Source organism: Leucobacter sp. USHLN153 (assembly GCF_037145615.1).
In the GTDB taxonomy this organism is placed as follows: Bacteria; Actinomycetota; Actinomycetes; order Actinomycetales; family Microbacteriaceae; genus Leucobacter.
Map to the genome: position 1 here is coordinate 148,244 of NZ_JBBCXE010000001.1, position 24,860 is coordinate 173,103.

Annotated in this window: 20 protein-coding genes; all 20 read right to left on the bottom strand. The window is 68.4% G+C overall.

Annotated elements, in window-relative coordinates:
* Positions 1-6: 6 nt before the first annotated feature.
* Positions 7-1,047 carry a nuclear transport factor 2 family protein gene (locus tag WFH00_RS00660; RefSeq protein WP_336658608.1) on the bottom strand — a complete coding sequence of 347 codons (1,041 nt, stop codon included), beginning with the start codon at positions 1,045-1,047 and terminating at the stop codon, positions 7-9.
* 57 nt (positions 1,048-1,104) lie between these two features.
* A complete protein-coding gene (locus WFH00_RS00665) occupies positions 1,105-4,083 on the bottom strand; it encodes an FtsK/SpoIIIE family DNA translocase (RefSeq protein WP_336658610.1) in 2,979 nt (992 codons plus the stop codon).
* 139 nt (positions 4,084-4,222) lie between these two features.
* Entirely contained in the window at positions 4,223-5,257 is a 1,035-nt protein-coding gene (locus tag WFH00_RS00670; protein ID WP_336658611.1) for a lipid II:glycine glycyltransferase FemX, read from the bottom strand.
* Positions 5,254-6,873 (bottom strand): murein biosynthesis integral membrane protein MurJ, encoded by a 1,620-nt coding sequence (murJ, locus tag WFH00_RS00675; RefSeq protein WP_336658612.1) that lies wholly within the window; start codon positions 6,871-6,873, stop codon positions 5,254-5,256. Before murJ ends, WFH00_RS00670 begins: the two co-directional genes overlap by 4 nt.
* The gene (locus tag WFH00_RS00680; RefSeq protein WP_336658613.1) at positions 6,873-7,946 is read right to left on the bottom strand and encodes a lipid II:glycine glycyltransferase FemX; all 1,074 of its coding nucleotides are present in this window, start codon (positions 7,944-7,946) and stop codon (positions 6,873-6,875) included. Before WFH00_RS00680 ends, murJ begins: the two co-directional genes overlap by 1 nt.
* A 4-nt stretch (positions 7,947-7,950) precedes the next feature.
* On the bottom strand, positions 7,951-9,627 hold the full coding sequence (locus WFH00_RS00685; RefSeq protein WP_336658615.1) for a ribonuclease J: 1,677 nt from the start codon (positions 9,625-9,627) through the stop codon (positions 7,951-7,953).
* A 15-nt stretch (positions 9,628-9,642) separates the two neighbouring features.
* Entirely contained in the window at positions 9,643-10,620 is a 978-nt protein-coding gene (dapA, locus tag WFH00_RS00690) for a 4-hydroxy-tetrahydrodipicolinate synthase (RefSeq protein ID WP_336658616.1), read from the bottom strand.
* 677 nt (positions 10,621-11,297) lie between these two features.
* On the bottom strand, positions 11,298-11,891 hold the full coding sequence (locus WFH00_RS00695; protein ID WP_336658618.1) for a hypothetical protein: 594 nt from the start codon (positions 11,889-11,891) through the stop codon (positions 11,298-11,300).
* 121 nt (positions 11,892-12,012) lie between these two features.
* The gene (locus tag WFH00_RS00700; protein ID WP_336658619.1) at positions 12,013-12,636 is read right to left on the bottom strand and encodes a dihydrofolate reductase; all 624 of its coding nucleotides are present in this window, start codon (positions 12,634-12,636) and stop codon (positions 12,013-12,015) included.
* Positions 12,637-12,647: 11 nt separating this feature from the next.
* Positions 12,648-13,457: a thymidylate synthase gene (locus WFH00_RS00705; protein WP_336658620.1), complete on the bottom strand. Its 810-nt coding sequence runs from the start codon at positions 13,455-13,457 to the stop codon at positions 12,648-12,650.
* Positions 13,458-13,467: 10 nt separating this feature from the next.
* Positions 13,468-14,469, bottom strand: a complete 1,002-nt coding sequence (locus tag WFH00_RS00710) for a GGDEF domain-containing protein (protein ID WP_336658621.1) — start codon at positions 14,467-14,469, stop codon at positions 13,468-13,470.
* Positions 14,470-14,609: 140 nt separating this feature from the next.
* Complete coding sequence (locus tag WFH00_RS00715; protein WP_336658622.1) at positions 14,610-16,208, bottom strand: APC family permease; 1,599 nt, start codon at positions 16,206-16,208, stop codon at positions 14,610-14,612.
* A gap of 112 nt (positions 16,209-16,320) precedes the next feature.
* Positions 16,321-16,782: a hypothetical protein gene (locus WFH00_RS00720; RefSeq protein WP_336658623.1), complete on the bottom strand. Its 462-nt coding sequence runs from the start codon at positions 16,780-16,782 to the stop codon at positions 16,321-16,323.
* Entirely contained in the window at positions 16,779-17,546 is a 768-nt protein-coding gene (gene dapB, locus WFH00_RS00725) for a 4-hydroxy-tetrahydrodipicolinate reductase (RefSeq protein ID WP_336658624.1), read from the bottom strand. The genes WFH00_RS00720 and dapB overlap by 4 nt, the downstream gene beginning before the upstream one ends.
* 26 nt (positions 17,547-17,572) lie before the next feature.
* Positions 17,573-19,000, bottom strand: a complete 1,428-nt coding sequence (locus WFH00_RS00730; RefSeq protein WP_336658625.1) for a M16 family metallopeptidase — start codon at positions 18,998-19,000, stop codon at positions 17,573-17,575.
* Between the two features lie 205 nt (positions 19,001-19,205).
* The gene (locus WFH00_RS00735; protein ID WP_336658626.1) at positions 19,206-21,461 is read right to left on the bottom strand and encodes a polyribonucleotide nucleotidyltransferase; all 2,256 of its coding nucleotides are present in this window, start codon (positions 21,459-21,461) and stop codon (positions 19,206-19,208) included.
* Between the two features lie 408 nt (positions 21,462-21,869).
* Complete coding sequence (gene serA / locus WFH00_RS00740; RefSeq protein WP_336658627.1) at positions 21,870-23,462, bottom strand: phosphoglycerate dehydrogenase; 1,593 nt, start codon at positions 23,460-23,462, stop codon at positions 21,870-21,872.
* 88 nt (positions 23,463-23,550) lie between these two features.
* Complete coding sequence (locus WFH00_RS00745; protein ID WP_336658628.1) at positions 23,551-23,871, bottom strand: hypothetical protein; 321 nt, start codon at positions 23,869-23,871, stop codon at positions 23,551-23,553.
* Positions 23,872-23,874: 3 nt separating this feature from the next.
* Complete coding sequence (locus WFH00_RS00750) at positions 23,875-24,438, bottom strand: hypothetical protein (RefSeq protein ID WP_336658629.1); 564 nt, start codon at positions 24,436-24,438, stop codon at positions 23,875-23,877.
* 117 nt (positions 24,439-24,555) lie between these two features.
* A complete protein-coding gene (locus tag WFH00_RS00755; RefSeq protein ID WP_336658630.1) occupies positions 24,556-24,807 on the bottom strand; it encodes a hypothetical protein in 252 nt (83 codons plus the stop codon).
* Positions 24,808-24,860: the final 53 nt, after the last annotated feature.

Sequence of the window (24,860 nt, forward strand, 5' to 3'; positions counted from 1 at the left end):
AGCAGCCTAGTAGTTCGTGATCTCCACCTCGATGCCGTCATCGGTCGCGCGGATCGCGATGTCTCCCGCGCGGGCTGTCGCTCGCTGCACTTCCTGGACTTTCTTCCCTGTGGAGTCCTTGCCCGTGTAGGTGATGACGAACTCGCCGAGTTCATCGAGGGGGGCCCAAGTCGGGCTGTACTCATCCAGATACGCTTCGGGCGCGCGGATCATCTCCACATCTGCGGCGACGACCGCCGACGTCGCGAATCGATCGCTCGGTGGGGGCGCGTCGATGCCGCACTCCCACAGCTCGGCCACGAGCCGCTCTTCCGCGCAGGATGAAAACGACCGGGCAATTTGGTCTTGCACCGCCTCTGCGAAGCCCGGACCCGGCAGCAACCAGTCTGAGGCGATGATCGAGTCGTACGGCGTTGTGAGCACAAATTCAGCGTCGTCGACCGTCCTGAAGAGTTCGTTGTGCGAAACGAAGGTATAGGCGCCGGTGTACAACACGATGCTTGTGGATTCATCGGGGAACGGACCATCCATGCCTCGCAGCCCGAGCCCGCCGTTCGCGCTTTCGACGAGCGGCACCGCGTACCGCAGCCCCGAGACAACCTTCCACTGCTCGTTCGCGTCCTGGCGCAGCTTGAGCTCTTCCCAGTAGCGCTCGCCGTTCAGCTCGTAACTCACTTCGCCGGCGGCACGACCACCCTCGAAATCAATGTCGAGCGAACGGAACTCCGCATCCTCGATTCGAGAGGCAGATGCGAGCGCGTCAGCCGTGAATTTCGTGGTCGCGCCACCGCCGGGCATCGACTCGCCCTCCTCACCGAGTGAGCTCGCGCCGGCGAAGTGCAATTCCGCGGCTTCCGCGTCGCCCTCGGCGACGGCGGCGATGTACTGCTTCGCAACGTCCCGCACCGCGCCGCGATCGTTGACGTTCGCATCGACGGCGACTACCGCCGCGGCACCACCGAGCACGAGGACCGCGATAAGACCCGTGACGCTCCACATCCACCGGGGAGACAAGCCGCGGTCGCGGCCCTGGGTCGTGTCAGTCATAGTGCCTCCTCGGCGGTCTGTGGGGAGACGAGGGCCGTGGAGACGGCCGCGCGCTCCCTAGTCTCGCCCGGTGAGTTGCCAGGCGTCTTCGTCAGTATCGCCCTCGACCTCTTCGAGTGAGGCCTGGTGCTGGGCAATAGGGTCGTCATAGCGAGAATCTCCGTAACCGAGGTCTGCAGAGAGCGGATCGATCACGTCGGTCTCGGCTTCGGCCTCAAAGCCGCCGCCGTGCCCGCTCGGTGCGGGAGCGCCACCGCCAGTGACCGCGCCCATCGCTGCAGCGCCAACTGCGGCGCCGCCACCGACCGGAGCGCTCCCCTCGGGTGCAGCTTGCCGCGGCGCCTCAAAGGCGGGCGTCTGCGACCCGCCGCCCTTGATGCGAGCGATCACCTCGCCGAGCTGCTCGGGGCTCACGAGCACGTCTCGCGCCTTCGAACCCTCGGAGGGGCCGACGATGTCGCGGGACTCCATCAGGTCCATGAGCCGACCGGCCTTGGCGAAGCCCACGCGGAGCTTGCGCTGCAGCATCGAGGTCGAGCCGAATTGCGACGAGACCACCAGCTCGATGGCCGCGAGCAGCACCTCGAGATCGTCACCGATGTCTTCGTCGATCTCCTTCTTCTCAGCGACCTGGGCGACATCGGCTCGGTATTCGGGCTGGGCCTGAGCCTTGACGTGAGCCACGACCTGCGCGATCTCGGCCTCCCCCACCCAAGCGCCCTGCACGCGCATCGGGGTGGATTCGCCGTTCAGCAGCAGCAGGCCGTCGCCCTGGCCGATGAGGCGCTCGGCGCCGACCTCGTCGAGGATGACTCGGGAGTCGGTGCCTGACGCGACGGCGAAGGCGTAGCGGCTCGGCACGTTCGATTTGATGACGCCGGTGACGACGTTGACCGAGGGGCGCTGCGTCGCGAGCACGAGGTGGATGCCGGCCGCACGGGCGAGCTGCGTGATGCGCTGGATCGAGTCCTCGACGTCGCGCGGGGCGACGAGCATGAGGTCGGCGAGCTCGTCCACGACCACCAGCAGGTACGGGTAGGGCTTCAGCACGCGCTGGCTACCCTCGGGGAGCACGATTCCGCCCGAGCGCACGGCTTCGTTGAAGTCATCGATGTGACGGAAACCGAAGCTCGCGAGATCGTCGTACCGCATGTCCATCTCTTTCACGACCCACTGCAGCGCTTCGGCAGCCTTCTTCGGGTTCGTGATGATGGGCGTGATGAGGTGCGGCACACCCTGGTACACCGTGAGCTCGACTCGCTTCGGGTCGACGAGCACCATGCGCACCTCTGCGGGTGTCGCTCGCATCAGCAGGCTCGTGATCATCGAATTGATGAAGCTCGACTTACCGGAGCCGGTGGCGCCGGCCACGAGGAGGTGCGGCATCTTCGCGAGGTTCGCGACGACGAAGCCGCCCTTGACGTCCTTGCCCACGCCGATGGTCATCGGGTGCGTGCTGCGCTGCGCCTTGTTCGAGCGCAGCACGTCGCCGAGCGCGACGTTCTCCCGATCCTGGTTCGGGATCTCGATGCCGATCGCGCTCTTGCCCGGGATCGGCGAGAGGATGCGCACCTCGTTCGACGCGACGGCGTAGGAGAGGTTCTTCGAGAGCGCGGTGACCTTTTCCACCTTGACGCCCGGGCCGAGCTCGACCTCGTACTGCGTCACTGTCGGGCCGCGCGAGAAGCCCGTAACGCGCGCGTCGACCTTGAACTCCTCGAACACGCGGGCAAGCGCCGCCATGATCTGGTCGTTCGCCTCGGTGTGCGTCTTCGGAGCGTCGCCGGCCGCGAGCGCGTGCTGGTCGGGCAGCTGGTAGGCCGCCTGCTGCCCCGGCTCGTGCGGCGGAGCCACGACGAACTGCGCAGTCGCGGCGTCACCCGCTTCGGGTGCGGCTTCCGCAGCCGCCGTGGCCGTCGCCGGCGATGCCGCGAAGTCATCCCACGAGTCGTCACCGAGGCCCGAAGCAGGTGCGGCGGCCGCGGCCTGCACCGCCGCCTCGGCCTGCTCCAACTCTCCGAAGAGGTCGGAGGGGAACACATCGGTCGCGGGGTCCGGCTCGAGGGCCTTCTCGAACGCGCCGTCGTGGTCCGCGGCCTCCCGGGCGCCGCCGAGCACGTCGTCCAGGCCATCGCGATCCCCTGCGTACGCGGGGTCTTCCTCGCGCCCCGAGGAGTTGCGCCGCCACCACGGCATCGAGTCGGGGTCACCCTCCTGCTCCTCCAGGTCGAACAGGGTCTGCGCTTCGCCCCCGCCGTCGGCCTGCTCGTCGCGGCGCTTCCGCCCCCGCTTCGGCGTGTCTGCCTCGGCGCCCTCGCGTTGCTCCATCTCGGCGCTCACGCCGAACAGGAACCCGTAGGCCTCCCGTAGCCGCCGCGCGATGCGCGACGGCGGTGTCTTCGTGACGATGAGCACAGACAGCAGGATCACGATGGAGAGCACGGGAACCGCAACCCAGAGCGTCAGGTACGCGAGCGCACCGCCGACGAGCCAGCCGAACACGCCGCCCGCGGCGCTCAGCTGCTCGGGGTTCTCCCAGGGGTTCGGTGCGCCACCGTAGATGTGGCACAGACCCGCCGAGGCGAGCACCGCGAGAGTGAGCCCCGTCGCAATCCTCCGGTTGTCATGCACGCTCGAAGGGTGGTTGAACAACCAGAGCGCGAAACCGACCATGAGGATCGGCATGCCGAACGCGACCCGGCCGAAGAGACCGCCGAACGACCATGCGTCCATCGCGACAGCGAAAGGCTGCCCGATGAAAAACCACTCGATGACCGCGCCCACGACCGCCAGCAGCACGAGCAGCAACGGCACCCCATCGCGACGGTCTTCAGGAGCGAGCGGCTCCACGCGGAACGCGCGCGCTGCCGCTCCCACCGCGTGCCCGAGCCCGTTCCAAGCCCGCACGAGGAGGCCCTCGGTCGGCACCGGCTCCGCGAGCACCTTCGTTTTCGCCGTCGCCCGGGTGCCCGAACCGCGGGAAGCGCGGGTCGAGGTCTTGCCCGAATTCTGGCGCGACGAAGCTTTACTGGCCATGATTAGAGGGTACGTTCGACCACCGACATTGGCGAGCTGACGCTCCGATGCCGCGGGATTCCGGCGCGCCACCGGCACCACCGGCCGGCCGCGTCCAGGTCACTGCAACGACCGCAACGGCGCCGCCGCCGCGCTCCGCTCAGCGCCGCCGCAGCGCCCGCACGACCCGCTTCGCGAGCGGCAGCCCCTTGGTCCACAGCGCGTACCCCGCCCCCGGCCGGTCCCAGCTTCCCGCCAGCAGGTTCTCGTGCGAAGCGAAGCCGGTCTTGAACGTGGTCACGCCGTCGTTGATGAGCCCGCCGAAGTCGTAGCGCTCGATCCCGAGCGACTTCATGTGGCGGATCACGTGCCACTTCAGCGCGTAGTTCGCGCGGAGCCGCTGCCCTGTCTCGTCCATGCCGCCGTAGAGCTCGAAGGCCGTGCGATCCGACTTCGCCATGAACAGAAACGCGACGGGCCGCTCATCGACGTACGCCGCCCAGACGGGCGAATCGTCGCCGAGCATCGTGAAGGCGTCGTGGTAGTACGAATCCTCGTGCAGTCCGAAATCGGCGCGCTCGCTCGTCTCCCGGTACACCTCGAGGCACACGTCGAGCTGCTCGATCGTCTCAACGGGGCGGATCTGCAGCGACTCCTCGCGGCCCGACTTGCGAATGTACTGACGGTGCTTCTTCGCCATGTCGCCGAGCAGCTCGTCTTCCGACTTCCGCAGGTCGAGAATGAGCGTGCGCGCGGGCAGCACCGGCGTCTCAGCCTCGCGCCACCGGGCAGCCAGGGGAAACTCCCCTGCGTCTTCATCAGGCTCGATCGAGACGGCCACGGCGCGGCGGGTGCGCTGCACGTAGTCCGCCACGGCGTCAGCCACGGCACCGGGCGCGGGATCCGCCGCCGGCGACGCCGCATCGCCCGCACGCCGCGCGAGCACCGGGCCGCGGGGCACGTAGACGAAGCCGCCGAGCGGGCGCGGCAGCGCACGCGTCAGCAACTGCGCCGCACCGACGACCGGAGCATCGGGCCCGACACCATCACGCACCAGCACCCGCTCGGCGCTCCAGCGGTGCGCCGCCTTCAGCTCGCCCCAGCCCCAGAGCTGCAGCGGGTGGCCGCCCATTCCGCGGACGGTCGAGTCCCAGACGGCACGATCAGTGCACGGGGTTACGGTGAGGGAGGTCACGAGGAGGTCCTTCCGAATCTGCGGGTGAGGGTGCCGAGCACCTCGGTGATTTCGGCGGAACGGAGCAGGCGCAGCACGACGACATAGACAATACCGACGAGGACCGCCTCGACCGCGGCCAGGGGCACCGCCTGCCAGGCCGAGAAGTCCGGCAGCAGCGCGCGCACGCCGAGCGTCGCGAGCACCCCGATGATGAGCGCGGGCAGGGCCGCGACGAGATACTTGGCGAGGCTTCCCCCGATCCTGCGCCCGTCGATGGACCCGAGTCGGCGCCGCAGCAGCCAGGTCGCGATGATCGCCTCGACGACGGTCGCGAACGACCATATGACGGCGAAACCGAAGCCGATGTAGCGGGGCTCGACGGTGAACTGAAGCACGAGGGAGAGCGCGACCACGAGGACCATCTGAATCGTCGTGAAGATGAACGGCGTGCGGGTGTCGGAGAGCGCGTAGAAGGCGCGCTGCACCACGAACAGGAAGCTGTAGGCCGCGAGGCTGACCGCGTATGCGACGAGCGCCTCGGCGAACATGTCGACCTGCTCGATCGTGGCGCCGAAGTTAATGACGCGCGCGATGAAGGGAGCCGTCGGAACGAGCACCACCGCCGCGTAGACCATCACGAGCGCGATCTGCCGGAGCGATGCCGAGAGATCGGTGCGGAACTCCGCCATGCGGCCGCTCTGCCCCCACTCCGAGAGGCGCGTGAAATAGGCCGTCGCGAGCGACACTGCGATCACGGAGTGCGGCATCATGAAGATCAGCCACACGTTCTGCATCGCGCTCGTCGACGGCCCCTCGCCCGAGCCGATCGCGACGACGCGGTTCGTGACGATGCCACCGAGCTGCATCACGATCACCATCGCGAGCGTCCACAGCGCGAGCCGCGCCGTGTGGCCGAGGCCGACGCCGCGCCACGCGAAATCGGGGCGGAAGCGGATCCCGGCTTTCCGCCACGATACGAAGAGGATCAGGGCCTGCGCCGCGATCCCGAGCGTCGCACTGCCCCCGAGGAGCGCGATCATGCCGGGCGACCAGCCGGTCACTGAGAGGCGCCCCTCCGGATCCGCGCCGAACACGCCCATGAAGATGAGAATGCCCGCGATCGCGATCACGTTGTTGAGCACGGGCGCCCAGGTGAAGGGCCCGAAGTGGTTGCGCGCGTTGAGCACCTCGCCCATCACGGTGTAGATGCCGTAGAAGATCACCTGCGGCATGCACCAGTAGGCGAACGCCGTGGCGAGCGCGAGCTGCGACTCGCCCCAGTCCTGCACCGTGACGCGCACGATCCACGGGGCGGCCGCCATCGCGAGCGCGGTGATCGCGACGAGCGCGGTCGTCACGAGGGTCAGGATCTTGTTGATGTACCCGGCGCCGCCATCGCTGCCGTGCGCGGCCTTCACGATCTGCGGCACGAGCACCGCGTTCAGCACGCCGCCGAGCAGGATCATATAGACCGTGTTCGGCAGGAGGTTGCCATTCGCAAACGCATCGGCGGATCGCGCACCGACCGAACCGATCGCGTATGCGAGCAGCACCGCCTTGGCGAGCCCGAGCACGCGCGACACCATCGTGCCGGACGCCATGATCGCGCTCGCGCGGATGAGACCGGCAGCCATTAGTAGTACGGGTCCTTCCGGATCGCGAGCGAGGCGCGGCGGGCGAGGCGATCGCCGATCGCGGTCCACACGCGGTACGCGAGCGGTCGGAGCGGGAGGTCGAACGCGCCCGCGTAGTCCGTGATCTCGGGCGCGAAGGAACGCTTGAACTGGCCCACGCCGAAGAGCGGGTGCTCGCGGTCGTCCGCGCGGTCGGCGGGCGGCGCGCCGCAGAGGTCATGGAGGCGCGCGCCGCGCTCGTTCGCCCAGCGGATCACCTCCCACTGCAGCGCGTGCGAGGCGCCGTACGCGGTCTTCGCGCGCACCGAAGCGCCATCCTTGTACGTCGTCTTCTCGCCCAGCGCCATGGCGTAGGCTCCGGCGACGAGGGCCCCATCGCGGTGCGCGAAGAACATCTGGCCCGATCCTGCGTCAGCGAAGCGCTGCCAGAAGTCGCGATAGTACGCCTCGGAGCGCAGCACGAAGCGACCCTCCGCGGTTTCTTCGAGCAGCCGGTACAGCGCGGTGCAGTTCTCGTCAGTCGGATCGACGCGCGTCACCACGATCCCTTCGCGGCCGGCGCGATTGACCGCATTGCGCGCCTTCTTGCCGAGCCTCGCGAACACCTCGTCCTCGCTGCCCGAAACGTCTACGAGAATCGTGGACGGGTTCGGGATGATCCGCACCGTGTCGCGATACCCCGCCGCATGGAACGCGGGAATCGCGGTCGGAGCGAGTCGCGGCTCGACCTTCAGGAGGAACGCGCCTCGGGATCGCGCGAGCGCCGCGATCGCCGCGGACGCCGCAAGCACGTCGGCCTCGCTCTCGCCCGCGGGCCCCGCGGGCACGTGCCACCAGCTGCCGAGCAGGGGCACGCGCTTGGCGAGCACGCCGACCGCGAGCGGAGCGCGGCCGGGGCGCTCGACGATCACCGCGAGATCGCGGTACCCGTTCTGGATGCGCTTCACCTCGAGGTACTCGGCGCCCTGCCACACCTCTCCCCCACCGGGGTTCGCCGCGACGCGCGCGTTCCAGTCAGTGCGCTCGTCGGGGGTGGCGAGCCGAGCGACGGCGTCGCCCGTAGCGTGAACCACGGGGCTACACCACCACCACGACGGGGACGATCATCGACTTGCGACGCAGCTTCGTGCCGACCCAGCGGCCGACCGTGCGTCGCGTCACCTGCTGCAGCGCGTGCTGATCGGTGACGCCCTCGCGCATCGCCTTCTCGAGCGCGTCGGCGATCTGCGGCGTGATCGTGTCGAACACCCGATCGTCCTCCGCGACGCCCTTGGCGTGCACCTCGGGGCCCGAGACGATCTGACCGAGGCTGGTTTCGACCACGGTGATCACCGAGATGAAGCCCTCTTCCGCGAGCGTGCGGCGATCCCTCAGATCATCGTCGGTGACGCGGCCGACGCTCTTGCCGTCGACGTAGATGAAGTCGATCTCGAGCTGGCCCACCTTGCGCGCGACGCCATCGGCGAGATCCACGACGGTACCGTTCTCACCGATGATGGTGCGGTTCTGCGGCACGCCCGTCTCGATCGCGACGCCGGCGTTAGCGATCAGGTGGCGGTACTCGCCGTGGATCGGCATCACGTTCTTCGGGCGCACGATGTTGTAGCAGTACATGAGCTCGCCCGCAGAGGCGTGGCCGGAGACGTGCACCTTCGCGTTGCCCTTGTGCACAACGTTGGCGCCGAGCTTCATGAGGCCGTTGATCACGCGGTAGACCGAGTTCTCGTTGCCGGGAATCAGGCTCGACGCGAGGATGACGGTGTCGCCCTCGCCGATCTCGACCTGGTGCTCCTGGTTCGCCATACGGCTCAGCACCGCCATGGGCTCGCCCTGCGATCCCGTGGACATGTATACGATGCGGTGGTCTGGGATGTCGCCGCTCTTCTTGAGGTCGACGAGCACGCCCTCCGGCACCTCGAGGTAGCCGAGGTCCGACGCGATCTTCATGTTGCGGACCATCGAGCGCCCGAGCAGCACGACGCGGCGGCCGTTCTTCTGAGCGGCGTCGAGCACCTGCTGCACGCGGTGCACGTGGCTCGAGAAGCTGGCGACCACGACCTTGCCGGTCGCCTTCTCGATCACGCGCTCGAGCACGGGCCCGATGTCCTTCTCGAGCGGGGTGAAGCCCGGCACCTCGGCGTTCGTCGAGTCGGTCATGAAGAGGTCCACGCCCTCCTCGCCGAGTCGCGCGAAGGCGCGGAGGTCGGTGATGCGGCCGTCGAGCGGCAGCTGGTCCATCTTGAAGTCGCCGGTGCCGATCACGAGGCCGGCGTCGGTGCGGATCGCGACCGCCAGCGCGTCGGGGATCGAGTGGTTCACCGCGATGAACTCGAGGTCGAAGGGCCCGGTAGTGAGACGATCGCCCTCGGCGACCACGCGGGTCTCCGGGCGGATCCGGTGCTCCTTCAACTTCGCCTCGACGAAGGCGAGGGTCAGCTTGGAGCCGATCAGCGGAATGTTTTCGCGACGCTTGAGCAGGTAGGGCACGCCGCCGATGTGGTCCTCGTGGCCGTGCGTGAGCACGACCGCGACGATGTCACCGAGACGATCCTCGATCTGCGAGATGTCCGGCAGGATCAGATCCACGCCGGGCTGGTGCTCCTCGGGGAAGAGCACGCCGCAGTCCACGACGAGCAGCTTGCCGTCGATCTCGTAGACCGTCATATTGCGGCCTACTTCTCCGAGCCCGCCGAGCGGCGTGATGCGGAGTGTGCCCGGCTCGAGCGCGGGCGGGGTGATTACGGGGTTGGGCACTGGGCCTCCTGTTTGTTAACGGGTGGTGCCTGCAATCTGTGGCAGGGCACCGCCGGCAGCCGCGTTGCGGTCCGGCCTGAAGTTCGAGAGGTCGACGCCCGGGAAATCCTTGATGAGGGCGAGCTCGTCTTCGATGAGCGCCGCCTCCCACTCTTCCGGGCCGACGAGGGGCAGCCGCACGCGCGGGCTGTTGATACGGCCAAGGCCGTGGAGAATGTACTTGGCGGCGACCGTGCCCGGCACGTGCGTCATGACGGCGCGGACGAGCGGTTCGAGCCGCTGATGCACGGCCTTCGCCGTGTTCAAGTCGCCCGCGTTCACCGCGTCGATGATGGTGCGATACGGGGCCGCGGCGATGTTCGCCGTGACGCCGATAAGCCCGGTCGCCCCGATGGAAAGGTGCGGGAGCACATTCGCGTCGTCGCCGCAGAAGTACATGAGGTCGGTCTGGTTGAGCACGCGGCTCACCTCGCTGAAGTCGCCCTTGGCGTCCTTCACGGCGAGGATGTTCGGGTGCTTCGCGAGACGCAGGATCGTCTCGTACTTAATCGGCACGCCCGTGCGGCCGGGAATGTCGTACAGGATCACCGGCAGGTCGGTCGCGTCGGCGACCATGCGGAAGTGCGTGAGGAGCCCCGCCTGCGTGGGCTTGTTGTAGTACGGCGTGACGATCATGACGCCGTCGGCTCCGGCCTTCTCGCTCGCGCGGTACAGCTCGATCGCGTGCGCCGTCTCGTTCGAGCCGCCGCCGGTGATGATCTTCGCGCGCCCGCCCGAGACCGACTTGGCGACCTCGACGAGCTTGAGCTTCTCGGGGTCCGTCAGCGTGCTGGTCTCACCGGTCGTGCCGGTGACCACGATGCCGTCGGCGCCGTTCGAGATGCAGTCGTCGATGTGCTTCTCGGTCGCGGCCCAATCGACCTCGCCATCAGCCTGGAAAGGGGTGATGAGCGCGACAAGGACCTGACCGAACGGATTCTCTGGGTGCGTCACGAGACTAGGCTACCGGACGTTCCCCGGGGGAAAGCGCGCGGGCTGCCGCCGTGCGGCTGATCCGCCCCGCCTCCCCTGCCCGCGATCCCCGCCTCCCCTGCCCGCGATCCCCGCCTCCCCCGCCCGCGATCCCCGCCTCCCCCGCGCCCGATCCCCGACCCTGCGACCTCGCACCCGCTCGCACGCTACTCGTCTGCTCGCCCACACCGCACCTTCGCCCATGGGACGCTTGTGGCCGCTTCCGTCGCGCGAAACGGCCACACGCGTCGCGTCGACGCTGCCGCCGCATGCCGATAACTTGTGCACAGAAACGCACGGGCACCCGCAACGGCGCATCGCTGCGTTCCCCTGTGGATAACGCCCGTGCCGCCCCGCGGCCGGGGCACACTTACTGCATGCCCCAGCCGCTTCGGCCGCTTCCGCCAACCATCGAGCACCTCCCGTTCTCCGTGAGCGACGGCGCCGCTGCGGGTGTCAGCCGACGTCGCATGCGGCACCGGTCACTCGTGAGCCCGCACCGGGGCGTACGCAGGGCTCGAGCTGAGCCACCTCCCGACGCGTTCTTTTCCGCGGCGATGGAGCACGCGGCCGGTGACTATCTGCCGCTCCTTCGCGCCGCGCGAGGTGAACTCTTCAGCCACACGACGGCCCTCATGCTGCACGGGGCACCAATACGGTTACGCGAAGCGAGCGTCCACGTATCGATCCCACGACCCCAGGGGAGGGCGCGGTCCAGCCGCGTGCGTGGCCACACCGTTTCGCTGCCGCCCACTCCCGCGCTCGTGCAATCGCCGCGCTTCGCCCTCCCCTGCGTCTCGCCGCAGCTCGCGCTGCTGCAATCCGCGCCATTGCTCCCATTCCGCGAACTCGTCGTCGCCACCGATCACTTGATCAAGTGGCGCGACCCTCGTAACGAGTCCCCGCTGGTGAGCCACTCTGATCTCGTTGCACTCGCCGCGACCACCAGCGGACCCGGAGTACGAAAGTTGCGTGCCGCTCTCGGGGTCGCGCGCGTGGGCGCGGAGTCCCGCATGGAGACGCTCACCCACTTCGAGCTCGCCCGGAGGGGCATCGACGTTCTCGAGTTGCAGGCAGAACTCTTCGATCGGGACGGAACGTTCATCGGACGTTTCGACGGCCTCGATCGTCGTAAGCGCAGAATCGTCGAGTACGACGGCGAGCAACATCGCACGGATCGCGCGCAGTACCTGAGGGACGAGCTGCGGCTCGAACGCGCTCGCGATGAGGGGTTCCGGATCCTTCGCCTGCACAAAGAGGACTTTGCCGCTGGTCAGCTCGCAGCGACCGCGGACCGCATGTGCGCGGACGCAGCGCGGACGCGCACGTGCGCGGACGCAGCGCGGACGCGCACGTGCGGACGCGGCGCGCGACTCAGCGACGCAGCCAGCGCTCGAAGCGGTAGCCGAGGCCGGTCGCGGAGGTCTGCGGGGCTCCCGGGCCGACGAGATTCCACTCCGGCCCGATCTCGGGCGCGAAGGTGTCGGCGTCGGGTACGTCGAGGTCGATCCGCGTCACGACGAGCTCGTCAGCGATCGGCATCGCGGCCCGATACAGCTGTCCGCCGCCGATGATCCAGACCGCCCGAGCAGGCCACGCCCCGGGATCCTGGCAGGTCGCCCCCGAGTCCTCGGCTAACCGAACAAGGTGCTCCTCGTACTCCTCGCGCACGCTCCCGCGGGTGCGCTCGAGCGCCTCCTCGAGCGTCGTCACCACAGTCGCGCCCTCGGCCGCGTACCCCTCTGACCCCGTCACAACGACGTTCTCACGGCCGGGCAACGGACGGAACCGCTCAGGCAACGACTCCCAGGTGCGCCGCCCCATGATCACGGGCGCACCCCACGTGGTCGACTTGAAGTGCGCGAGATCCTCCGGGAGGCGCCACGGCATCGTGCCGTCGCGACCGATCGCGCCGCCCCGCGCCTCGGCCCAGATCATCCCGATCCCCTCGCCGACACCGGACACCAGTTCCGGTCGCAGCTCCTCAGCGCGCGTCATCGATCACTCGCTCAGACCGCGACGGGCGCCTTGATGCCCGGGTGGTGCTCGTAGCCCACGACCTCGAAGTCGTCGAGCGTGTAGTCGAAGATCGAGGCGGCCTTGCGGATCTCGATCTGCGGGTACGCGTACGGGTCGCGAGCGAGCTGCCGCTCGACCTGCTCGACGTGGTTGTCGTAGATGTGGCAGTCACCGCCGGTCCAGATGAACTCCCCGGGCTCGAGTCCCGTCTGCTGCGCCACCATCAGGGTGAGCAGTGCGTACGACGCGATGTTGAAGGGCACCCCGAGAAACATGTCGGCGGAGCGCTGGTAGAGCTGGCACGACAGCTTGCCGTCGGCGACGTAGAACTGGAAGAACGCGTGGCACGGCGCGAGCGCCATCTGGTCGAGGTCTGCGACGTTCCAGGCCGAGACGATGATGCGGCGCGAGTCCGGGTTGCTCCGCAGCTGCTCGATGACGTTCGCGATCTGATCGATGTGCTCGCCCGAGGGCGTCGGCCACGAGCGCCACTGCACGCCGTACACGGGCCCCAGGTCGCCATTCTCATCGGCCCACTCATCCCAGATGGTGACGCCGTGCTCCTTCAGAAACGCCGTGTTGCCCTCGCCGCGCAAGAACCACAGCAGCTCGGCGGCGACCGACTTGAAGTGCACTCGCTTCGTGGTGATCAGCGGGAACGAATCGGCGAGATCGAAGCGAATCTGTCGACCGAACAGGCTCCGCGTGCCGGTCCCCGTGCGATCCGATTTCGGCGCACCGTTCTCGAATACGTCGCGCAGCAGATCTTCGTACGGGGTCGGGATCGCGTTGGCACTCACGGCGACGAGTCTACCGTGAGTCCGCCTCCGAAGACCGGGGGCTTTCGAGGCGCTGGCGCCGATCCGCCTTGCGTGCGCGCTTCGCCGCGAGCATCCCCAGATCGGCCCGCGCGATGAAGGCCTCAGCGGTCTCCCCCGCCCGCCACTCGGCGATGCCGTACGACCACCCGGGCACCCGGATCTTGTCGTGCAGTCGCTCGGCGATACCACGCGCGATCTCCGCGTCGGCATCGAGCAGCAGCAGAGCGAACTCGTCGCCACCGAAGCGCGCGAACACGTCCTGCGGCCGCGACTGCTCCTGCATGCTCTTCACGAACAGCTGAAGCGCCCGGTCACCCTCGGCGTGACCGTGACGGTCGTTGATGAGTTTGAAATCGTCGAGGTCGATGAACAGCATCGTGAGCGGTCGACCGGTGCGCTGCGACGCTGCGACCTCGCGGGTGAGCAAGCGGCTGAATCCTCGCGCATTCCAGATGTCGCAGAGCGGGTCGGTGAGCGTCGCGCGGTGCAGCCGCCGTTGGAACCGCCCAATCACCTCGCCGAGCAGCAGCCCGGTCACGGTGAGCGTCATGAGCACGGACGACATCTGCCATCCGTACTGCAGCAGGATGAAGAGATCGGTCAGCCCGATCCACGCATACCCGAGCAGGCGCGCGAACCACATGGGGAAGAACCACACGAGGTAGAGGAAGAACGGCGGGAACAGCATCGCCGTGTTCAGAGCGCGGAGGCGATCGGGTGCGAGCAGCACCGCGGGCACGACGAGGAGAAACGCGGCGATCATGAGCGCGCCGGCCGCAAAGGTCGAGAAACGCCGGCCTGCGATCGCAACGACCACCAGTAGCAGAATGCAGATGATGGCCATCGCGAAGAGGTCTGGGCGATGACTCCCGTGCCGCAGAAACAGTGTCCCGTTCAGCAGCGCGAACAGCGCGCCCGCCGCGAGGTACGCCAAAGTCGCGATCGACCGGTCATTCTGCCGCGTCCAAATCGCACGCACCCATACGCGCATACTTCTCTCCACCCCGCCTACCAGAGATCGATCATACGCCTCGCGATCGACAGAAACGCGCGCGGAGATATCGCCCGCATGCAGGTGCGGCGGATCGACGCGCCGGCGCCGTCACCACTCAGTGCGACGGCGCCCCCGCGTTAGCCGTCGAGACCGTCGTTGAAGACGGGCATCGCGGAGGTGTCGGAGGAGGCGTCGACTCGTGCGAGCACCTCACCGCGGAAGAACTCGGGTGAGGCCTTGGCCTGCACGAGCATCAGCACCACGCCGATCCCGAGCACCGCGACACCGATGATGCCGACGAGCCCAACGCCCCCAATATTGCTTCCCGAACCGGCCGCCGGGTCCATCGCGTCGATCGTGGTCTTCACGAAGACGATGAGCAGCAGCAGCCCGCCGATGCCCGGGAGCACGATCTTCGAGATCACGGAGCCGGGCCCCTCGCGCACCGCGGTCTTGCGGAAGTACCACGGGCTCGCGAGCGCCGTGATGCCGTAGTAGAAGCACACCATCATGCCGAGCGCGGTGATCGTGTCCCACAGCACGTCCTCACTGATGAAGCGCATAACTGCGTAGAACACCGAGGCGACGATCGACGACAGCAGGAGCGCCACGTGCGGCGACTGGAACTTCGGGTGCACGCGCTTGATGGCGGCGGGCAGCGCGCGGTAGTGCGACATCGCGAGGAGCGTGCGGGCGGGCGAGATCGCGGTCGAGTTGATCGAGGCCATGGCGCTCACGAGAATGGCGAGCGACAGCAGGATCGCGGCGGGTCCCATGACCGGATGCGCGAGGGCGGCGAAGACGTTCTCGACGATGGCCGAGTTGCCGAGGCCCGTCGGGCCGTCACCGATGCCAGCGAAGGCGACCGTGGCGGTCGCGGTGCCCACGTACAGCACGACGAGAATCGCGACGAGGATCATCGCCGCCTTGCTCTCGGTCGACAGGCGCCCCTTCGACGGCTTCGTCTCCTCGCCCATGGTGAGCACGGTGTCCCAGCCCCAGTAAACGAAGATCGAGACTGCGATGCCCGCTGCGAAAGCACTGAAGCTGGTCACCTCGAACGGGTTGAACCATGACAGCTCGGGCGTGCGGCCCTCGGCGTTCGTCGGGTCACCGGCTCCCACGAACATGGCGATGATGAACCACGCCATGACGAGCATCTGGAAGACCACAGTGATGTACTGGAAGACCTTCGTCGAGGTCATGCCGCGGTACGAGATGAGCGTCGCGAGCGCCATGAAGGCGAGGCAGACGAGGATGTTGATGAACTTGTTGTCGGCGATGTCCGCGATCGACGGGTTGTCGACCATAATGCTGATCGATTGGAACAGGAACTCGACGGCGATGCCCGCCAGGTTCGAGAGCACGAGCACGGTAGCGGCGACGAGCCCCCAGCCCGCCATCCAGCCGATCCAGGGCCCGAACGCGCGCGTCGCCCAGGTGAACGACGTGCCGGAGTCCGGCATCGCGGAGTTCAGGGCGCGGTACCCGAGCGCGACCAGCAGCATCGGGATGAAGCCCATGAGGAAGATCGCGGGCGTCTGGTAACCCACCTCGCTCGCGGCGGGGCCGACGGCGGCCGTGAGCGTGTACGCGGGCGCGCACGTGGAGATGCCGATGACCAGCGCACCGAGCACGCCGACCGTGCCGGAGGGAAGCCCCTTCTTGCTGATACCACTCAGAGAATCGAGCGTCCGTGTCGCGGGCTCCGGCGCCTGCAGATCGTATTTCGACATGTCACCTTTCCAGACTGCGGGGCAAACAATGCACGCGTCTGAAAGTCTCCGGACGTGGCGGCCCGGGCAACGATTCTATGCAGCCGACCGCGGTTGCACGAATCGGTTTGCGTTATCGCCGAAGATCCTGCCGTTCGAGGGCGATTGCTTGTCGGATTGCGCCTCTCGCGCGCTTTCGATCCCCCGCCGCGTCGTACACAATGCCGAGACGCATCCACGCGCGCCACGACTCCGGATCGGCCTCGACCTCGTCGCGATACCGCGGAAAAGCGGCGTCGGCGTCCGCCCGATCCGGCCGCCCGGAAGGGTGCGTCGCCACGGGCTCATCGGGGAGCTGCCCCTCCGACTCCAGGCGATCCGCCAGCTGCGTCGCGCGACTCCCGAACAGGAGCTCGCGCACCAGCGCCCAGAAACCGATGATCGGCAGCACGAGCATCGCGACGCCCATGACGATCGCGACCGCTTCGCCCGAGCTCAGCAGCGCGACGGCGCGAATGCCTGCCAGCACGAAGTAGAGCACCAGCACGGCGCTCATGATGGTGACGCCGAGAATGGCGCGGGTGCGCGGGCTCACGCTGCGCTGCCCGACGCCGCGGGAGAGGTGGGCGCCGTGCCGATCCCAAGCAGCGCATCGAGACCGACCGTGAGTCCGCGTGCCTCGACGATCGCATCGAGCGCGGCTTGAACGCCAGCTCGGTATGCCTCATTCGAGTGCGTGTCGTGCGTCACCGTCAGCACCTCGCCCGGGCCGCCGAAGCGCACCTCCTGCTTCGCGACGACGCCGGCGAGGCGCAGGCTGTGCACCGGGATTCCCGCGATGAGCTCCCCTCGCGCCGGCTGCTCGGCGAAGGGCGCGTCGACCGGGCGCCCGGCCCGTGCCTCCGCCATCAGCTCGGCCGTGCGCACGGCGGTGCCGCTCGGCGAATCGACCTTTGCCGGGTGATGCGCCTCGATCACCTCGACCGCGTCGAAGTAGGGCGCCGCGATGCGAGCGAGCGCCGTGCCGAGCACGGAGCCCAGAGAGAAGTTCGGGACAACGATCACCCCGCGGTCAGGTGCGTCGGCGAGCCGCTGCTCGAGCTCCCCGAGCCGGTCTGCGGACCAGCCGCTGGTTCCCACGATCACCTGCTGACCGCGCAGAATCGCGCGCTCGACGATCTCGGGCGACGCGTCGGGGCGGCTGACGTCGATCAGCACGTCGGCGTCAGCGCCCTCCTCGGGGAGCGAGGTGCTGCGGAGGCGCGCGGACAGTTCGAACCGCGGATGCGCCTCCACGACCTCGCAGACCAGCCGCCCCAGGCGACCCGTCGAACCAGAAACGGCTACACGATGCGTCATACGTTTAGGCTACCGGCGACGCGGCTTCAGACTCGCGCGGCGAGGGCGGATCGCGAGGCGTCGCCCACCGCCACCACCGTGAGCGGGCGCGCGGCCAAGAGCGATGCCACCTCGCGGATGTCCTCCGCCGTGACCGCGGAGAACCGCTCGAGCGAGGTGTCGAGGTCGTAGAGTTCGCCGCTGCCGAGCTCGGCGCGGGCGAGGCGGCTCATGCGCGTGTCCGAGTCCTCGAGCGCGAGCGCCGTCGAACCCGCGATCTGGCCGAGCGCGCGCTCGTGCTCGTCCGAGCCGATGGCATCGTCGGCCAGGCGTGCGAGCTCCAGCTTGCTGAGCTCGATGACCTCCGCCGCTTTCTCGGGCGCGCAGCCCGCGTACATCGCGAAGAGCCCCGCGTCCGAGTAGCTCGCGCCGAACGAGTAGGCCGTGTAGGCGAGGCCGCGCTTCTCCCGGATCTCCTGGAAGAGCCGGCTCGACATGCCGCCGCCGAGCACCGAGTTCATGATGCCGAACGCGAAACGGCGCGGATCGTTCGCGCTGAAGCCGGGCGTACCGATCATGAGATTGAGCTGCTCCGAGGGACGCTCGGTGACGTGCAGCTGCGGATCGCCGGAGCGTGCCGTGCCCGCGATCTCTGCCTGGGCGGAGCCGGCCGAACCCGCAGACGCCGCCGCGCCTTCGGACGCACTCGCCGCCTGCGCGCGACGAACGGGCGTGCCGGAACGATCCGTGTGCCAGCGCTCCTCCGGAGACGCGTTCAGCGCCTTGACGATCTGCTCGACCAGGCGATCGTGATCCACCGCGCCCGCCGCCGTGACGACGAGCGTCGAGGGGTCGTAGCGGTCGCGGTAGTGGCGATCCACATCGTCGCGTCGGGCCTCGCGGATCGTTTCGGGCCAGCCGCCGATCGGACGCCCGAGCGGGTGCTGCTCGCCGAGCACCGCCTCGAAGAAGCGCTCGTTCGCGACGTCGGCGAGATCGTCGGCCGCCATCGCGAGCTCCTCGAGGATCACGCCGCGCTCGGTCTCGAACTCGCCCGGGTCGATCACCGAGTTCGCCACCATATCGGAGAGCATCGTCACGGCGATGTCGAGGTCGGCGTCGCGCACCTTCGCGTAGTAGCAGGTGTACTCCTTGGCGGTCAGCGCGTTGTGCTCGGCGCCGATGCGATCGAACTCCGTCGCGATAGTGAACGCGTCGCGCGTCGGGGTGCCCTTGAAGAGGAGGTGCTCGAGGAAGTGCGTCGACCCGAGGCTTCCCGGCGCGTCCCCGCGCTCGGCCTGCTCGTCTCGCGAGCCCACGCCCACCCAGAAACCGATCGACGCGCTGCGGGAGCCGGGCATTCGCTCCGTGAGCACGCGGAGCCCGCTCGGGTGCACGGTACGGCGTACGAGGCCGCCGCTCATGTCGGCCGTGAGTTCGGCTTGGTCGAGGGGCAGCTGAATGGGTTCGAGCATACGCTCCAGCCTAGGGCCTGGCGGCTGCGCGCTGCCCACGTGCGAACGGGGTAAGTTGCGACGCGTGTCGCGCCTCCGCCGCGAGCGACACGCGTCGCAAGTTACCCGGATCGCAGGGGGTGGGGCGGCTCCCAGGCGCGCGCACGCAACAGCGCCCGCCGACCCGCAGATGCGGGGCGACGGGCGCTGGAGTGGGACGGGAGGATTACTCCGCGTCGGCGGGAGCTGCGGCCTCAGCCTCGCCCGCCTGCTCCTCGATCACGGGCTCGAGCGAGAGCTTGCCGCGATCGTCGACCTTCGTAATCTTCACGAGGATCTTCTGACCGATCGACAGCACGTCGTCGACGCTCTCGATGCGCTTGCCGCCGGCGAGCTTGCGCACCTCGGAGATGTGCAGCAGGCCGTCCTTACCCGGGAGCAGCGAGACGAATGCACCGAACGCGGCGTTCTTCACGACCGTGCCCAGGTACTGCTCGCCCACCTCGGGGTTCTGCGGGTTCGCGATCGCGTTGACCTGCGCGCGAGCGGCCTCGGCCGAGGGGCCGTCGACCGCACCGATGTACACGGTGCCGTCGTCGTCGATCGAGATGTCGGCGCCGGTCTCGTCCTGGATGCCGTTGATCGTCTTGCCCTTGGGCCCGATCAGCTCGCCGATCTTGTCGACCGGGATCTGCACGCTGATGACGCGAGGCGCGGTCGGCGCCATCTCGTCCGGCGTGTCGATCGCCTGCGACAGCACGTCGAGGATCGTGGTGCGAGCCTCCTTCGCCTGCGACAGCGCGCCCGCGAGCACATCCGAGGGGATGCCATCGAGCTTGGTGTCGAGCTGCAGCGCGGTCACGAACTCCGAGGTACCGGCGACCTTGAAGTCCATATCGCCGAGCGCGTCCTCGGCGCCCAGGATGTCGGTGAGGGTCGCGTAGCGCGTCTCGCCGTCAACCTCGTCGGACACGAGGCCCATCGCGATGCCCGCGACGGGAGCGCGCAGCGGCACGCCCGCGTTGAGCAGCGACAGCGTCGAGGCGCACACCGAGCCCATCGAGGTGGAGCCGTTGGAACCGAGAGCCTCGGACACCTGGCGGATCGCGTACGGGAACTCCTCTCGCGCCGGAAGCACCGGCACGAGCGCACGCTCGGCGAGGAAGCCGTGGCCGATCTCTCGGCGCTTCGGGCTGCCCACGCGGCCGGTCTCACCGGTCGAGTACGGCGGGAAGTTGTAGTGGTGCATGTAGCGCTTCGATGTCGTGGGCGACAGCGAATCGATCTGCTGCTCCATCTTCAGCATGTTCAGCGTGGACACGCCCAGGATCTGGGTCTCTCCGCGCTGGAAGATCGCCGAACCGTGCACGCGCGGGATCACCTGGACCTCGGCGTCGAGCGCACGGATGTCGCGCAGACCACGGCCGTCGATGCGGGCGCCCTCGCTGAGGATGCGGCCGCGCACGATCTTCTTCGTGACCGACTTGTACGCACCCGAGACCTGGCCCTCGGCCTCAGCCGGCAGCTCGCCAGCCGCGACCTTCGCCGCGATGGCCTCCTTGACGCGCGACTTCAGCGCGTCGTCGGCGTCCTGGCGCTCCTGCTTGTCGGCGATCTGGTAAATGCTCGAGAGCTCGCTCTCGGCGAGCTCGGCGACAGCGGCGTAGGTCTCGTCGGTGTAGGGCAGGAACACGGGGTACTCCTGCACCTCCTTCGCCGACTGCGCTGCGAGCGCCTCCTGCGCTTTCACGAGCTGCGTGAGGAACGGCTTCGCCGCCTCGAGGCCCTGCGCGACGACAGCCTCGTCGGGCTTCGTCGCGCCGGCCTTGATGAGGTTCCACGAACCCTCGGTGGCCTCGGCCTCGACCATCATGATCGCGACGTCTTCGGAACCGTCGGCCTTGGTGACCACGCGGCCGGCGACCATCAGATCGAAGACGGCGTCTTTGAGCTGCTCCTCATTCGGGAACGCGACCCACTGGTCGCCGATGAGCGCGAGACGCACGCCGGCGATCGGGCCGGAGAACGGCAGACCCGAAATCTGGGTCGACATCGATGCGGCGTTGATCGCGAGCGCGTCGTAGAACTCGCCCGGTGCGATCGACAGCACGGTGACGACGATCTGGACCTCGTTACGCAGGCCGTCGACGAACGACGGACGCAGCGGACGGTCGATCAGACGGCAGACGAGGATCGCCTCCGTCGAGGGGCGCCCCTCGCGGCGGAAGAACGAGCCGGGGATCTTGCCCGCAGCGTACGAGCGCTCTTCGACGTCGACCGTGAGCGGGAAGAAGTCGAAGTGATCCTTCGGGTGCTTCGACGCGCTGGTCGCCGAGAGGAGCATGGTCTCCTCGTCGAGGTACGCAGCGACGGCGCCCTGCGCCTGCTGCGCGAGGCGACCGGCCTCGAAACGGATGGTGCGCTTACCGAACTTGCCGTTGTCGAGAACGGCCTCGGCGAACTTGATTTCAGGACCCTCCACGGGCTCTCCTTACTGACGAGAGCACGCGGCCGACAGTCCCGGGGTGAGACGAGCCAGTGCTGCGGCGACCGCGGGAGCTGATGTTCAGTAGACGACCACCCTGCGCCGACACGGGCCAGAGGGATCCACCACCGAAGACCAGCCCGCCTGCCGACGTGCTCGGTTCTTCATTGTCACGGGCATGCACCCGCTCACTCAGAGTAGCATTCGCCCCCGACATTGCACTGAGTAAGGCGCAGGATCCGACGAGCGGTCCCCGCTCGTCGCGCCGAGCGCCGCAAGGCTCGAAAACGAGAACGACCCCTCCGAGGAGGGGCCGTTCTCATACGGGCGCGCCGTTGGGCGTCGAGCACCGGCGGAGCGCCGAGCCCAGGGGCGCCGTGCCCCGCGCTTAGAGCGCGTCGCCGCTCAGAGCGCGTCGATGTCGATCGTGTGCAGCTGATCCGCCCCGATCGCCTCGCGCAGCGAGTTGATCACCGTGTCCGCGACCGGCGAATCGACAGAGAGCACCGACAGCGCCGTGCCCTGCTTCTCGTCGCGCGCGATCTGCAACCCCGCGATGTTCACGCCCGCGTCGCCGAGCACGCCGCCGAACGTCGCGACGATACCCGGGCGGTCGACGTAGCTGAAGACGATGAGGTGCTCAGGGATCGGGAGCTCGACCTCGTAGCCGTTGATCTCGACGATCTTCTCGATCTGCTTCGGGCCCGTCAGCGTGCCCGAGACCGAGATCTGGGACCCGTCGGAGAGCGCGCCGCGCAGTGTGATGACGTTGCGGTAGCTCTCGGAGACCGAATCGACGCTGAAGCGCACCTCGATGTCGCGCTGCTCGGCGAGGAGCGGAGCGTTCACGTACGAGACCGGCTCGCTGACGATCTTCGAGAACACGCCCTTGAGCGCGGCGAGGCGCAGCGCCTCAACCTTGTGCTCGGCGAGCTCGCCGTGCACCTCGATGTCGAGCGAGGCGATGGCGCCGCCCGCGAGGCCCGCGAAGACCTGTCCGAGCTTCTCGGTGAGCGGAAGCCCCGGCCGCACGTACTCGTCGATCGCGCCGCCCGCGACGTTCACGGCGTCCGGCACCAGGTCGCCCGCGAGGGCGAGGCGCACCGACTTCGCGACGGAAACGCCGGCTTTCTCCTGCGCCTCATCGGTCGAAGCGCCGAGGTGCGGGGTGACGTTCACGTTCGGGAGACCCGTCAGCCGGGTGTCGGCCGGCGGCTCGCTCATGAACACATCGAGTGCCGCGCCCGCGATCTCGCCGTTCTGCAGCGCCTCTGCAAGGGCCTCCTCGTCGATCAGGCCACCGCGAGCCACGTTCACGACGTAGGCGGTCGGCTTCATCGCGCGAAGCTGCTCCGCGCCGATCATGCCGAGCGTCTCGGGCGTGCGTGGCATGTGGATAGTGAGGAAGTCGACGCGGCTGATGAGCTCCTCGAGCGTCACGAGCTGCACACCGAGCTGCTGCGCGCGGGCCGGCGTCACGTAGGGGTCGTACGCGATGAGCTCGACGCCGAAGCCGCGCAGGCGCTCGGCGATCAGCGCACCGATGCGACCGAGGCCGATGATGCCGACCGTCTTCTCGTACAGTTCGATGCCGGTGAAGGAGGAGCGCTTCCACTCCCCCGCCGAGAGCGACGCGTGGGCACGCGGCAGATGGCGCGCGAGGCCCAGGATGTGCGCGACGGTGAGCTCCGCCGCGCTGATGATGTTCGAGGTCGGCGCATTGACGACCATCACGCCGGCCTGGGTCGCGGCCTTGATGTCGACGTTGTCGAGGCCCACGCCCGCGCGGGCGATGACCTTCAGCTGCGGCGCCCATGAGAGCGCTTCGGCGTCGATCTGGGTCGCCGAGCGCACGAGCACCGCGTCTGCGGTGGCGAGCGCCGAGCGGAGCGCGTCACGGTCGGTGCCGTCGACGTTCACCACCTCGAAGTCGGGGCCGAGAGCGGCGATGGTTGCGGGCGAAAGTTGTTCAGCGATCAGCACGACCGGCGCAGACATCAAGCGGTTCCTTCGGATCAGTGGCGAGGAAACTGCGCGCGGGTGGCGCAGAGCACCAGTCTACCGACGCTCGGGCACCGCGCCGTTCCTATGCGAAATATGACGACTCGGGAATCACGTGCATGAGGTCGATCTGCCACGCCGCAACGAGGGCGACCCCGGCCGCGAGCAGCAGGATCCGCACCCCCGCGGAGCGGCGCCGGCCGAACAGCAGCGCGGCGACCAGCACGACCGCCGGCATCGCGACGCCCACGATCAACCAGACGCGCCCCGACGCGCTCAGGCCGGTGCTGAGCGCCTCGCTCAGACCGACAACGCCCACGAAGTTGCCGATGCCCGCGACCACGGCGTAGAGGTACAGCAGCACCAGAATCAGGCCCGCGGCCCACGCGAGAATTCGTTTCGCCATCGCTCAGGCTCCTCTCGCGATCAGCATGGGGAGCGGAACGAGCAGGATCGCTCCCACCGCGAGCAGGATCGTCAAGCGCTTCGTGCGGCCGCCCTTGCTGAACGCGAGCGCTGTGAAGAACCACAGCGGAGCGGCCAGCGGCGCCGCCCAGAAGATGATCTGCTGGAGCACGCCGCCGATCGCGCCGCTGCCCGCGGCGGTCACTGAGTTCACGGAGGAGTACGCCTGCGCGACGATGAACCAGCCCCAGGTGTAGAGCAGGTAGAGTCCGCCGAACACGCCAAGTGCGACGAGCGCGCCGTTCGACAGCTGCTGACGCTCGACCGCCGGATCGGTCGCGGCGTCGTCGGTGGTTTCATCCGCCTCGCGGCCAGTACCATCGACGATTCCGTCGGCTGCGTCCGCGGCAACCGCGGGAGCATCTGACACGAGGGTGGGATCGACGGCAGCGGCGTCACTCGCGGCGGGATCCGCCGATCCCTCGACCCTCCACCCGCTCGCGATCGCGCTCTCGCGCGGCTCGTCGGACCGAGATGCTCGCGACGCGCGGCCCGGCTTCTGTTTCATCCTGCCAGCGTATCGTCCGCTCTCTTGAAGAGCGCCGGGAGCACGCTCGACACCGCGTTCGACACCGCGGACGCGTTCATGTGAGCACGGGTCGCGAACGGTTTCAGTCCCCGGGGACTACCCCTCGGCCGGCTCGTCGCCCTCGACGAGCTGCTCCATGAGCCCGGCGATCTCCGACTCGGGTAGCTCGACACCGGCCCGCTTCAGTCGCTCGCGCAACATCTCCTCGACCTCACCGCGCGAGGCGCCGGCCCCGGCCGTATCGCGCACCTCGACCATGATGGTCGCGACCGTCTCGACCGTCTCCGTGCCCTGCGACTCGACCTGCTCGGTGTGCTCGCCCGCGGCGTTCCCCGATTCGTGCTCCATGCGTCTCCCCCTCGTCAGGTTCGGATTGATCCAGCGCGGCCGACGCTATCACC